The organism is Actinacidiphila sp. bgisy167 (assembly GCF_965342175.1).
In the GTDB taxonomy this organism is placed as follows: Bacteria; Actinomycetota; Actinomycetes; order Streptomycetales; family Streptomycetaceae; genus Actinacidiphila.
Genome location: NZ_CBDRBL010000036.1, coordinates 45,084 through 57,056, shown reverse-complemented (window position 1 = coordinate 57,056; position 11,973 = coordinate 45,084). Strand labels below are relative to the sequence as shown.

The following is an 11,973-nucleotide window of genomic DNA, read 5'->3' as shown; positions in this document are numbered from 1 at the left end:
ACTGGCGGGGCTCAAGGCGCAGGGAGTGATCTGACCATGACCGCGGACCACGCGCGCCGTCCCGCAGGCAGCGGGACGACCCGGCGGTGCGACCTTCCGCCGTAGGGGCGGCGCCAGGTGCGCGACCCGTCCCCCCGGCGGATCCCTCCGCCGTACCGGGGCCGCTGCGCCCTCCCGTCCGGCCTGCGTTGATTCACCCCGTCTATCGACCGGCGGGACGGCGCGTGATCGGCGGCGGCCGCCGTGGTCCACCCCGAACCGGCCGCTTCCGTGAACGCTTCGAGCACGTGGCGGCCGCACCAGAAAAGGAGCGCACCACAGCCATGTCGACGTCAACGTACGGGTCCCTGCAGCCCGGTGGCGGCACCCCGGGCGAGCAGACGGTCACCGACCGCCTCGTGGAGTCCAACCGCAAGTACGCCGCGGGGTTCACCGACCCCGGCATGGGCGCCCGGCCCGTGCTGCAGGTGGCCGTGGTCGCCTGCATGGACGCCCGGATCGACCTGCACGCCGCCCTCGGTCTGGAACTGGGCGACTGCCACACCATCCGCAACGCCGGCGGCGTGGTCACCGACGACACCGTCCGCTCCCTGACCATCAGCCAGCGCGCCCTCGGGACCCGCAGCGTGGTGCTGATCCACCACACCGGCTGCGGTCTGCAGACCCTCACCGAGGGCTTCCGGCACGAGCTCGAGATGGAGGTCGGCCAGCGTCCCGCGTGGGCGGTGGAGGCCTTCCAGGACGTCGACCAGGACGTCCGGCAGTCGATGCGGCGGGTGCGCACCTCTCCCTTCCTGCCCCACACCGACGACGTACGGGGCTTTGTGTTCGATGTCGCGACAGGGCTCCTGCGGGAGATCGACCCGCGGCCCTGAGCCACCCGGGGCGGCGACGCCCCCCGAGACCCGCGCGCGGACCGGCGGACGGCAAATCCGCCGGGAGACGCGGGACGGCTGCTCCCGGCGGCTGGTCCGCGCGTACGGGTGGCGGGGCGGCCGGCGAGCACGCCTCGGCGTGTGCGGCCGCCCCGTCCGCCGTCGTGCCCACGTCCGCTGCCTGAGGGCAGATCAGCAACCGTTCCCCGAGGGGGTCACCTCGTGTCGTACCGCAACGCCTTGCCCCGTGTCCTGAGCGACGTCATCGCACCCCGTGCCGAGCGGACCGGCCGGGAGGGGAGGTTTCCGCGCGGCTCGGTGACCGCCCTGGGCGAGGCCGGACTGCTCGGGCTGACCGTCTCCGCCGACCTTGGCGGCGGTGGCCGGGGCGTGGACGAGGCCGCCGAGGTCGTCGCACGGGTCGCCGGGGCCTGCCCGGCGACCGCGGCCGTGCTGCAGTCCCACTACGCTGCCGTCGCCGTGATCGAGGCGTGCGGCAGCCCCTGGGTGCGCGGTGAGATCGCCGTCGGACGCCACCTCAGCAGCCTCGCCCTGGCGGACCGTGCGGGTGCCGCGGACGGCGCCGTCGGGGCGTCGGTCTCCCGCTCGGGTGAGGTGGTGGCCCTGCGCGCCCGCAAGCGCGAGGTGGTCGCGGCGGGGGAGGCCGACAGCTACGTCTGGTCGTCGCTGCCGCTCGACACCGCGGACGGGCTGACCCTGTGGCTGGTGCCGGCGCACGCGTCCGACCTCTTCGTCCCCGCTCGGCCGGACGGCACAGGTCCGCAGGGCAGCGCCACCGCGACGGTGCTCGCCGACCCGGTCCTCGTCCCCGCCGACGCGATGCTGGGGGAGGACGGCGTGGGCGGCGACATCGTGCTGCGCACGGTGCTGCCGTGGCTGTGCGCACTGCGGGACGCCGTGGGCGCAGCGGCCGTGCACCCTTCCGTGGCGGTCGCGGCGGAGGCCCCCGCGGCCACAGGACGACCGGTCACGGCGGCCGCGGACGGAGCGGTTCAGTTCAGCGCCGCGGCCTCCGCCGCGACCGCCTTGCGGTAGTCGCCGGTGCGCTCGGTGTGCTTGCGCATGATCTCGCCGGCGCGCTCGGCGTCGCCCTTGGCAATGGCCCTGATGAGCTGGGCGTGCTCCTTCCAGGCGTCCTTGCCGCGGGGCTTGGCGATGGGGGTGTAGTACCACCGCACCTTCCGGCTCACCTGCGAGATGAGCTCCGCCAGCACGGCGTTGGCGGCGATGGACGTGATGCAGGAGTGCAGCGCCGTGTTGGCCGCGACCAGGCGCTCCACCTCGCCCGCGGCGAGCGCCGCCTCACCTTCCTCCTGCAGCTCCCAGAGGCGGTCGACGTCCTCGGGCTTGGCGTTCTCTGCGGCGAGCCGGGCCGAGTACGTCTCCAGCACCGAGCGGACGCCGAGCAGCTGGGCGGCCTCCTCCTCGGTGGGGGAGTGGACGAAGGCGCCCTGGGCCGGACGCAGGTCCACCCACCCGTCGGTCTGCAGCCGCTGCAGGGCCTCGCGCACCGGCTGGCGGGAGACGTCGAGGTGCTCGGCGAGTTCGGCCTCGACCAGGTGCTGACCGGGCGTCAGGGAGCCGCTGATGACGAGTTCGATGAGGGCGTCGTACACGGCCTGGCGCAGCGGTGCGGGACGGGCGACCCGGTGGGTCGCCGCGGCCGTCAGGGCCTCGCGCATGCTTCCCCCGTTCTGCCGCCGAGCCTGTTGGGTCGACGGCTCCGTACTGGCGGCCGCCGTGAGGGGTCGTCGGCGGCGGGAGGCTTCAGTATACAGGTTTTGGTATGCAGCATGCCTTCTGCTGCGGCACCATGCGGACACGGCGCGACACGGCAGGACGGGCAACCTGCGGCCATGTGCAGGGTGTTGGGGAAAAGTCTTGGCCTCGGCATTCTGTATGCAGAAGTTTGTATGCGGTATCGTCGCGGTGTACTGCCGGCCCCGTCGGGAAGGCGAAGCGGTTCTGTGACGATCCCGCGCCGGAACTCCCTGACCTGGCGAAGGCGGAGTGGTCAATGACGATCGGCGGGAGTGACATGACGGTCGAAGACGTGGTCCGGACGGTTGTGGCTGATCATCGGGATCAGCGCGGTGCGCTGCTGCCGGTCCTGCACGCGCTGCAGGCCGAGTTGGGGTGCGTACCCGAAGAGGCGATACCAGTGCTCGCCGACGAGTTCAACCTCTCCAGAGCTGACGTCCACGGAGTGGTGACCTTCTACCACGACTTCCGCCGCGAGCCGGCGGGACGGTCGACGGTGCGCATCTGCCGTGCCGAGGCCTGCCAGGCCCTCGGCGCCGACGCGCTGGTGGGCTACGCGCGGGAGGCGGGACTGGCGCCGGGGGAGACGAGCCCGGACGGCTCGGTCACCCTCGAGCAGGTCTTCTGCCTCGGCAACTGCGCCCTGGGCCCGGCGGTCGAGGTCGACGGGCGGTTGTACGGACGAGTGGACACGGCCCGGTTGGGCTCCATCCTCAAGGGGACGGTCGCATGTTGAAGGACTCTTCCGACTCCACGGTGACGGTCTACGTCCCGCGTGACTCGGCGGCCAGATCGGTCGGCGCTGACGAGGTGGCGGACGCGCTGCGGAGCGCCGCGGCGGAGCGGGGGGCGCCCGTCGCGGTGGTGCGCAACGGCTCGCGCGGCATGCTGTGGCTGGAGCCGCTGGTCGAGGTGGTCACCCCGGCCGGCCGCATCGGATACGGGCCGGTGACCCCCTCGGACGTCGAGGGGCTGCTGGCCGCGGGGATGCTGGAGGGCGGCGACCACCCGCTGCGCCTCGGCGTCGTCGACGAACTGCCCTGGCTGGTCCGCCAGACACGCGTCACCTTCTCCCGCATGGGGGTGACCGACCCCCTCTCGCCGGAGGACTACCTGGCCCACGGCGGCCTGGCCGGACTGCGCACCGCCCTCGGCATGGCCCCAGCGGACGTCGTCACCGAGGTCACCGACTCCGGTCTGCGCGGCCGCGGCGGCGCCGGGTTCCCGGCCGGCATCAAGTGGAAGACCGTCCTGGACTGCGTCGACGACCTCAAGTTCGTGTGCTGCAACGCCGACGAGGGCGACAGCGGCACCTTCGCCGACCGCATGGTCATGGAGGGCGACCCCTTCATGCTCATCGAGGGCATGACGATCGCCGCACACGCCGTCGGCGCGCGCGAGGGCTACCTCTACATCCGTTCCGAGTACCCCGACGCGGTGGCCACGATGCGCGCGGCGATCGAGATCGCGCGCGAGCAGGGGTGGCTCGGCAAGGGCGTTCTCGGCTCCCCGCTCGACTTCGAGCTGCACGTACGCGTCGGCGCCGGCGCGTACATCTGCGGCGAGGAGACCTCCATGCTGGAGAGCCTGGAGGGCAAGCGCGGCACCGTCCGCGCCAAGCCGCCCATCCCCGCGATCGAGGGCCTGTTCGGCAAGCCGACGGTCGTCAACAACGTCCTCACCCTCGCCACGGTGCCGGTCATCCTCGCCGAGGGAGCGAAGGCTTACCAGGAACTCGGCGTGGAGCGCTCGCGCGGCACCCAGGTGTTCCAGCTCGGCGGGAACATCGCCCGCGGCGGCATCGTGGAGACCGCCTTCGGCGTCACCCTGCGCGAACTGGTCGAGGAGTACGGCGGCGGGACCCTGTCCGGGCGGCCGGTCCGCACGGTGCAGGTGGGCGGCCCGCTCGGCGCCTACCTGCCGACCACGATGTTCGACCTGCCGATGGAGTACGAGGCCTTCGCCGAGGCCGGCGCGATGCTGGGACACGGCGGCGTCGTCGTGTTCGACGAGACCGTCGACATGGCCGCCCAGGCCCGGTTCGCGATGGAGTTCTGCGCCGAGGAGTCCTGCGGCAAGTGCACTCCCTGCCGGGTGGGCTCGGTCCGCGGCGTCGAGACGATCGACAAGATCGTGGCCGGTGAGCGGCGGGACGAGAACCTGGCCCTGCTCGAGGACCTGTGCGAGCTGATGACCGACGGCTCCCTGTGCGCGATGGGCGGGCTCACCCCGATGCCCGTGCGCAGCGCCATAGCCCACTTCCCCGACGACTTCCTCGCCCGCGACCCCGGCCGGGCGATCCCCCGCACGCACGCCCATGGAGGCAGGACGGAGGGCACGGCATGACACTCCTCAAGGAACCCGACTTCGGGACACCGGAGCGACCCGGACCGGCGACGGTGTCGGTGGAGGTGGACGGGCTGCCGGTGACCGTGCCCGAGGGCACGTCGGTGATGCGCGCCGCCGCGCTCGCCGGCATCGACATCCCCAAGCTCTGCGCCACCGACAGCCTCGAGCCGTTCGGCTCCTGCCGGCTGTGCGTGGTGGAGATCGACGGCCGGCGGGGGACCCCGGCCTCCTGCACCACACCGGTGGCGGACGGGATGAAGGTGAGCACCCAGACGCCCAAGGTGGCCAAGCTCCGCCAGGGCGTCATGGAGCTCTACATCTCCGACCACCCGCTGGACTGCCTCACCTGCCCGGCCAACGGCGACTGCGAACTGCAGGACATGGCCGGCGTGGTCGGGCTGCGGCAGGTCCGCTTCGGCTACGAGGGCGAGAACCACCTCGCCGCCGAGAAGGACACCTCCAACCCCTACTTCGACTTCGACGCGTCCAAGTGCATCGTCTGCTCCCGCTGCGTCCGCGCCTGCGGCGAGGTCCAGGGCACCTTCGCGCTCACCATCGAGGGGCGCGGCTTCGACTCCAAGGTCTCGCCGGGCGCCGGCGAGTCCTTCATGGACTCCGAGTGCGTCTCCTGCGGCGCGTGCGTGCAGGCCTGCCCCACCTCGACGCTGCAGGAGAAGTCGGTCGTCGAGCTCGGCATGCCCACCCGCTCGGTGGTCACCACCTGCGCGTACTGCGGGGTCGGCTGCTCCTTCAAGGCCGAGCTGCGCGGTGACGAACTCGTGCGGATGGTGCCGTACAAGGACGGCGGCGCCAACGAGGGCCACTCCTGCGTCAAGGGCCGCTTCGCCTTCGGCTACGCCAGCCACCCCGACCGGGTGCTGAAGCCCATGCTGCGGGAGAAGATCACCGATCCCTGGCGCGAGGTCGAGTGGGACGAGGCCATCGGCACGGTCGCCCGGCGGATGCGCGAGCTCCAGGACCATTTCGGATCGGGCGCGATCGGCGCGATCACCTCCTCGCGGTGCACCAACGAAGAGGTCTACGTCGTCCAGAAGATGGTGCGCGCCGCCTTCGGCAACAACAACGTCGACACCTGCGCCCGGGTCTGCCACTCCCCGACGGGGTACGGACTCAAGCAGACCTTCGGCGAGTCCGCCGGCACGCAGGACTTCCGGTCCGTCGCCGAGGCCGACGTCATCATGGTGATCGGGGCCAACCCCACGGACGGCCACCCGGTGTTCGCCTCCCGGATGAAGCGCAGGCTGCGCGAGGGCGCCAAGCTCATCGTCGTCGACCCGCGCCGCATCGACCTGGTCCGCTCCCCGCACATCGAGGCGGAGCACCACCTCCAGCTGCGGCCCAGCACCAACGTCGCCGTCGTGAACGCCATGGCGCACGTGGTCGTCACCGAGGGCCTGGTCGACCGGGCCTTCGTGGACGAGCGGTGCGAGGACTTCGACGAGTGGGCGCAGTTCATCGCCCGCCCGGAGAACAGCCCGGAGGCCACGGAGGAGATCACCGGCGTGCCGGCCGAGGAACTGCGCGCCGCCGCCCGGCTGTACGCGCAGGCGCCGAACGGCGCGATCTACTACGGCCTCGGCGTCACCGAGCACAGCCAGGGCTCCACGATGGTGATGGGCATGGCCAACCTCGCCATGGCCTGCGGCAACATCGGCCGCGACGGCGTCGGGGTCAACCCGCTGCGCGGGCAGAACAACGTGCAGGGCTCCTGCGACATGGGCTCGTTCCCGCACGAGCTGCCCGGCTACCGGCACGTCTCCGACGACGCCGTGCGCACCGTCTTCGAGAACCTGTGGGGCGGCACCCTTCTCGCCGAGCCCGGGCTGCGCATCCCGAACATGTTCGACGCGGCGATCGACGGGTCCTTCCGCGGCCTGTTCGTCCACGGCGAGGACATCGCCCAGTCCGACCCCAACCTCAGGCACGTCACCGCGGCGCTCGAGGCCATGGAACTGGTCGTCGTGCAGGACCTGTTCCTCAACGAGACGGCGAAGTTCGCCCACGTCTTCCTGCCGGGCGCGTCCTTCCTGGAGAAGGACGGCACCTTCACCAACGCCGAGCGCCGCATCAACCGGGTGCGCGCGGTGATGAAGCCGAAGACGGGCAAGCACGAGTGGCAGATCGTCTCCGAGATCGCCACCGCCATGGGCCACCCGATGTCCTATGACCACCCCGGTCAGATCATGGACGAGATCGCCCAGGTCACGCCGACCTTCACCGGTGTCTCCTTCCAGCTGCTGGACAAGCTGGGCAGCGTCCAGTGGCCGTGCAACGAGCAGGCGCCCGAGGGCACGCCCGTCATGCACGTGGACGAGTTCGTGCGGGGCAAGGGCAAGTTCGTCGTCACGACCTTCGTGCCGACCGCCGAGCGCAGCACCCGGCGCTTCCCGCTGATCCTGACCACGGGACGGATCCTCAGCCAGTACAACGTCGGGGCCCAGACCCGCCGTACCGCCAACGTCGCCTGGCACCCGGAGGACGTGCTGGAGCTGCACCCCCACGACGCCGAGGTCCGCGGCATCGTGGACGGCGACATGGTGACGCTGGCGAGCCGGGTCGGGGAGACGACGCTGAAGGCCGAGATCTCCGACCGCATGCCGCCCGGGGTCGTCTACACCACCTTCCACCACCCGGTGACCGGCGCCAACGTGGTGACCACGGAGAACTCCGACTGGGCGACCAACTGCCCGGAGTACAAGGTGACCGCCGTCCAGGTGGGGCTCGCCCGCCCGCGGCGGGCCGGGCGCGAGGAGCAGGACGAGCTGCTGACGGTGGTGGACTGAGATGTCCGACGCAGTGCCGGCGGAGCGCCGGATGGCCAACGACATCGCGGCCAACCTCGCCCACCTGCCGGGCGACCGGGCGGCGGAGGCCGTCGCCGGCCACATCGGCCGGTTCTGGGACCCGCGCATGCGCAGCCGGCTCTTCGCTTGCGTCGACGAGGGGTCGGGCGGACTGCACCCCTTGGTCGTCGAGGCGGTGAAACTGCTGCGCTGACGACACACCCGGAAGCCCCGGCCGGCCCGGGTGGGCCCGGCTGGCCCGGGCCGGCCGGGCTTCCGGGCGCCGGGGGCGCCTCTCTGTACTTCGTCGAGCGAGCCGTGGGTGCGGGGTTGGCAGGAGGTGCCGTCGCTGAGCCCGGCGAACACGCCGCTGACGCGGTGGCGGGCGAGGCGGAGGAGGGGCTTGGGCGTGGGCCTTCCCGCGGGCTCGGCAGCGGTCGTCATGGAGCGTGAGCCGTGGTGCTCCCTAGCGAGAAGCAAGCGTTCGCCGACGCGCTCACGTCCGCCGAGGCCTGTGCGCTCTGCAACGCCGCCGCGCCGACATCAGCCGTTGCCGTCGGCGGGCGCGTAGCACCAGGCAGGAACGGCCTCGCAGCACGCCTACCCAATCGGTCGTCGCCTTGTCGCCGCCCTGTCGTCGCGCATCGACAGGTCACGCGGGTGGCCGGTCGCCGGGGGGTGCCGACCCCTCGTGCAGTCGTTCGGAGATGGCCCGCCAGACGCGGTCCGGGGGCGGTGGCAGGACCTCCACGGCACCGCAGCGCGCGGTACGGACCAGCCGACGCAGTGTCCGCAGGTCCTCACGGCAGTCGCCGCACTGCCGCAGATGGTCACCGGCCGCGCGGGTTTCCTCGGCTGAGGCCTCTCCCGACGCGAGGTCGGCGAGCGTCGCCGATCGCAGGTGGTCCACCGCCGCTCGCCCGAGCGCAGGGCTGGGGCGCGCGGGCTGGACATCGGCCTCACCTGTGTCGTCCAAGGCTCCCACCTCAGGCAGGGAACATCGTCTCTTATTCGGCGTGGCGGCTGCCCTCGGATGCACCGGTATGCGGACAGTGGAATCCAAGGTCGGGCGCCTCATGAGCGTGTCGATGTGCCGCTCGGCCCGGGAACCCGGAGGGCGAGTACGACGTGTGGGGTGCATCCGGTCTGCCCCCGGCGGCGGAAGGAGCAGTGATCACGATTCCATTGACCACTACCGTCTGGGAGGATCCGTGACCGACGCCGCTGCCGACGTCCTCATCGTCGGAGCGGGTGCTGCGGGATTGTCGCTGGCTCGTCGACTGACAGCGTCGGCAAAGCCGGATGATCACGCGCCGCCCTCGGTGATCATCGTCGAGCCTCCGCGGGAATCGCTTGTGCGCTCGCCCGACCGCACGTGGTGCTTCTGGGAGAGCGAGCCGGGTGAGTACGACGACTCCCTCGTCACCGCCCGCTGGAATCGTCTGCGGATCACGACGCGTGACGGGAGGCGGATGCTGGTTCCTTCCCAGCGCGCCTACAAGATGATCCGTTCGGTCGACTTCCTGCGGGAGGTGGGCGGCGCGCTCGCCAACAGGCCCTGTGTTCGGATGGTGGAAGCGACCGTCACCGGTGTACGAGACACCTGTGGTGGTGCCGACGTCTCCGCTTCGGACTCATCGGGGCGCCCGATACGACTGAGTGCCCGCTGGGTCTTCGACTCTCGACCGCCGCAGGCGATGCCCGCCGCCCGGACCACGCTCCTCCAGCACTTTCGGGGGTGGTTCGTCACCACACGCGAGGAGCGTTTCGAGCCGGACGTGGCAGACCTCATGGACTTCCGCACCCGACAGCCCGAGCGCGGGCTCTCCTTCGCATATGTGCTGCCCTTCTCCCCGCGTGAGGCGCTGGTCGAGTACACGGAGTTCTCCGACGCACCGCTGCCGGAGTCGACTTACGACGCGGCACTGGAGGCGTATCTGGACAGCAGCCTTCCGTTGGGAGGCTTTCACGTCACCGGAATCGAACAGGGGGTGATCCCGATGACAGACGGGGACTTCCCGCGCCGCGACGGCGAACACGTGTTCCGGATCGGTGTGGCCGGCGGCGCGACTCGCCCTTCGACAGGGTATGCCTTCGCCGCCATTCAGCGGCAGTCGGCCGCAATCGCGGCCGCCTGGCGCGCCGGCCGGATTCCGGAGCCTCCGCAGGCGCACGCGGCCAGGCATCGGCTCATGGACGCCGTCATGCTGCGAGCGCTCGCGACCGGCCGGGCGGGGCCGGCGTTCTTCGAAGACTTGTTCCGGCGCAATCCTCCGGACCGCGTGCTGCGTTTCCTGGACGGCACGTCAACCCCGCGCGACGAGTGGCGCATCGGCCTGAGCACTCCAGTGCCCGCGATGCTGCGCTCGCTCCTCGAACTCCCCCTGATCCCTCGACGAAGGGCCACCACATGAGCGAGAGCCGGCCGTACCGGCCGATCCGTCACGGCCTCGACCGCAGGGCCGCCCTGTGGCCGGCCAAGGCCGGCCGCGACAGCGTTCCGGCACCCGCGCCACGTGTGGCCGTGGTCGGTGGGGGCATCGCCGGGCTCGCGGCAGCAACCGGACTGTCCGAACGGGGCGTGCGCGTCGACCTGCTCGAACGGGAAGAAGTGCTCGGCGGCCGGGCCGCTGGATGGCGGACCACTTTGGCCGATGGATCGACGACCACGATGAGCCGGGGCTTTCACGCCTTCTTTCGCCAGTATTACAACCTGCGCGGACTGCTGCGCCGGGTCGACCCCGGCCTGGGTGTGCTGCGACCGCTGGCCGACTATCCGCTCCAGCGCAGCACCGGTGCCCGCGACAGCTTCCGCAAGGTGCCGCGAACGCCCCCGTGGAGTGTGCTGGGTTTTGTCGCCCGCAGCCCCAGCTTCGGCTGGGCGGGCCTGTCCGGGATGAATCCGAGGGCCGCCCTTCCCCTGTTGGACGTGCGTGTCCCGGACGTGTACGAGCAGCTCGACAAGGTCAGTGCGGCGGACTTCCTGGATCGCATCCGATTCCCGGAGCAGGCCCGCGACCTGGCGTTCGAGGTGTTCTCCCGCAGTTTCTTCGCCGACCCGAGACAACTCTCCGCCGCTGAGCTCGTGCTGATGTTTCACATCTACTTTCTGGGATCCTCCGAGGGGCTGCTGTTCGACGTTCCCTGCGAGGCCTACCCGCAGGCGCTGTGGAACCCGTTGGCCGGACATCTGTCCGCGCTCGGCGCCACCATCAACACCGGAACCACGGTCTTGTCCGTAGCACCTCACGCCGACGGCTTCCGTGTGACCCGTTCTGCCACCGTTTCGCCGGATGCCCTCGAAGAAGACCATTACGACGCCGTGGTCCTCGCTTTGGACAGCGCTGGACTGCAGGCGCTGGTGGGGGGATCGCCGAACCTCGGGGGTGGCAGTTGGCGCGCGGGTATCGAACGCCTTCGGCAGGCGCCGCCCTTCCTGGTCTCGCGCTACTGGCTGGACCGCCCCGTGCACCCCGACCGCCCGGGCTTCCTCGGCACCAGCGGCTTCGGCCCCGTCGACAATGTCAGCGTCCTGAACCTCTGGGAGGGCGACGCGGCGCGCTGGGCGAAGGCAACCGGTGGTTCGGTCGTGGAGCTCCATGCCTATGCCGTCGACGCGACCGCCGACCGGGCCGGCATCGAGGATACGATGCTCCGCGAACTGGCTCGGATCTATCCCGAATGCGCTGACGCGACAGTGGTCGACGCTCGCCACGAATGGCAGCAGGACTGCCCGCTGTTCTCCGTCGGCAGCTACCATGACCGGCCTACTGTGCTCACCGGCCACCCCCGTCTTGTGCTCGCCGGAGACCTGGTGCGCACCGCGGTACCGGTGGCCTTGATGGAACGCGCTGCCACTACGGGCATGCAGGCGGCCAACGCGCTTTTGGCGACATGGGGGGTACGCGGCCATCCCCTGTGGTCCGTGCCCCCGGCCGGCCGTAACCGCTTCATGCGGTCCCTGGCCCGATTGAGCTGAATCCGTACCGATCAATACATGGGCGCCCCGTATCGGCCGAGTGCGAGGACGTCTTCGCGGATGTCCTGAGCCTGGACTGCCGAAGGCGGGGCCACCACGGGACGGTCACCGTACGAGTCATCGGCCCGCGACCGGCCCAGACGCAGAGCAGGCGAGGCAAGGCGGCGGCAGCGCGGCGTGTCCC

General features: G+C 71.2%; 10 protein-coding genes. 8 read left to right on the top strand and 2 right to left on the bottom strand.

Annotation, left to right across the window (positions count from 1 at the left end):
* Positions 1–323 precede the first annotated feature (323 nt).
* Positions 324–875, top strand: coding sequence for a beta-class carbonic anhydrase (locus tag ACRWND_RS16265; RefSeq protein WP_431949854.1), 552 nt, complete (start codon positions 324–326; stop codon positions 873–875).
* 240 nt (positions 876–1,115) lie between these two features.
* Entirely contained in the window at positions 1,116–1,931 is an 816-nt protein-coding gene (locus ACRWND_RS16260; RefSeq protein WP_431949852.1) for an acyl-CoA dehydrogenase family protein, read from the top strand.
* Here ACRWND_RS16260 and ACRWND_RS16255 read toward each other — a convergent pair.
* Positions 1,889–2,578: a GntR family transcriptional regulator gene (locus ACRWND_RS16255; RefSeq protein WP_431949850.1), complete on the bottom strand. Its 690-nt coding sequence runs from the start codon at positions 2,576–2,578 to the stop codon at positions 1,889–1,891. The two genes, ACRWND_RS16260 and ACRWND_RS16255, sit on opposite strands and share 43 nt — an antisense overlap.
* A gap of 356 nt (positions 2,579–2,934) precedes the next feature.
* Here ACRWND_RS16255 and ACRWND_RS16250 point away from each other — a divergent pair, with 356 nt between their 5' ends.
* From ACRWND_RS16250 to ACRWND_RS16235, 4 genes are read left to right on the top strand one after another with little or no spacing between them, the layout of a single operon-like run.
* Positions 2,935–3,393 (top strand): formate dehydrogenase subunit gamma, encoded by a 459-nt coding sequence (locus ACRWND_RS16250; protein ID WP_431949848.1) that lies wholly within the window; start codon positions 2,935–2,937, stop codon positions 3,391–3,393.
* On the top strand, positions 3,387–5,003 hold the full coding sequence (locus ACRWND_RS16245; protein WP_431949846.1) for a formate dehydrogenase beta subunit: 1,617 nt from the start codon (positions 3,387–3,389) through the stop codon (positions 5,001–5,003). The genes ACRWND_RS16250 and ACRWND_RS16245 overlap by 7 nt, the downstream gene beginning before the upstream one ends.
* Positions 5,000–7,810, top strand: coding sequence for a formate dehydrogenase subunit alpha (fdhF, locus tag ACRWND_RS16240; RefSeq protein WP_431949844.1), 2,811 nt, complete (start codon positions 5,000–5,002; stop codon positions 7,808–7,810). The genes ACRWND_RS16245 and fdhF overlap by 4 nt, the downstream gene beginning before the upstream one ends.
* A 1-nt stretch (position 7,811) precedes the next feature.
* Positions 7,812–8,024, top strand: coding sequence for a formate dehydrogenase subunit delta (locus ACRWND_RS16235; RefSeq protein ID WP_431949842.1), 213 nt, complete (start codon positions 7,812–7,814; stop codon positions 8,022–8,024).
* A 438-nt stretch (positions 8,025–8,462) separates the two neighbouring features.
* On the opposite strand, the gene ACRWND_RS16230 is transcribed toward ACRWND_RS16235, so the two are convergent.
* Positions 8,463–8,786, bottom strand: coding sequence for a hypothetical protein (locus tag ACRWND_RS16230; protein ID WP_431949840.1), 324 nt, complete (start codon positions 8,784–8,786; stop codon positions 8,463–8,465).
* Between the two features lie 235 nt (positions 8,787–9,021).
* Between ACRWND_RS16230 and ACRWND_RS16225 the strand changes: the two genes are divergently transcribed.
* Both ACRWND_RS16225 and ACRWND_RS16220 read left to right on the top strand, forming a co-directional pair.
* Positions 9,022–10,224, top strand: a complete 1,203-nt coding sequence (locus ACRWND_RS16225; protein ID WP_431949838.1) for a lycopene cyclase family protein — start codon at positions 9,022–9,024, stop codon at positions 10,222–10,224.
* Entirely contained in the window at positions 10,221–11,789 is a 1,569-nt protein-coding gene (locus ACRWND_RS16220; protein ID WP_431949836.1) for an FAD-dependent oxidoreductase, read from the top strand. Before ACRWND_RS16225 ends, ACRWND_RS16220 begins: the two co-directional genes overlap by 4 nt.
* Positions 11,790–11,973: the final 184 nt, after the last annotated feature.

Excerpts from the sequence above, each read along its gene's own strand:
- ACRWND_RS16265 (WP_431949854.1), top strand. The coding sequence starts at position 324 with ATGTCGACGTCAACGTACGGGTCCCTGCAGCCCGGTGGCGGCACCCCG.
- ACRWND_RS16255 (WP_431949850.1), bottom strand. The coding sequence starts at position 2,578 with ATGCGCGAGGCCCTGACGGCCGCGGCGACCCACCGGGTCGCCCGTCCC.
- ACRWND_RS16250 (WP_431949848.1), top strand. The coding sequence starts at position 2,935 with ATGACGGTCGAAGACGTGGTCCGGACGGTTGTGGCTGATCATCGGGAT.
- ACRWND_RS16245 (WP_431949846.1), top strand. The coding sequence starts at position 3,387 with ATGTTGAAGGACTCTTCCGACTCCACGGTGACGGTCTACGTCCCGCGT.
- fdhF (WP_431949844.1), top strand. The coding sequence starts at position 5,000 with ATGACACTCCTCAAGGAACCCGACTTCGGGACACCGGAGCGACCCGGA.
- ACRWND_RS16235 (WP_431949842.1), top strand. The coding sequence starts at position 7,812 with ATGTCCGACGCAGTGCCGGCGGAGCGCCGGATGGCCAACGACATCGCG.
- ACRWND_RS16220 (WP_431949836.1), top strand. The coding sequence starts at position 10,221 with ATGAGCGAGAGCCGGCCGTACCGGCCGATCCGTCACGGCCTCGACCGC.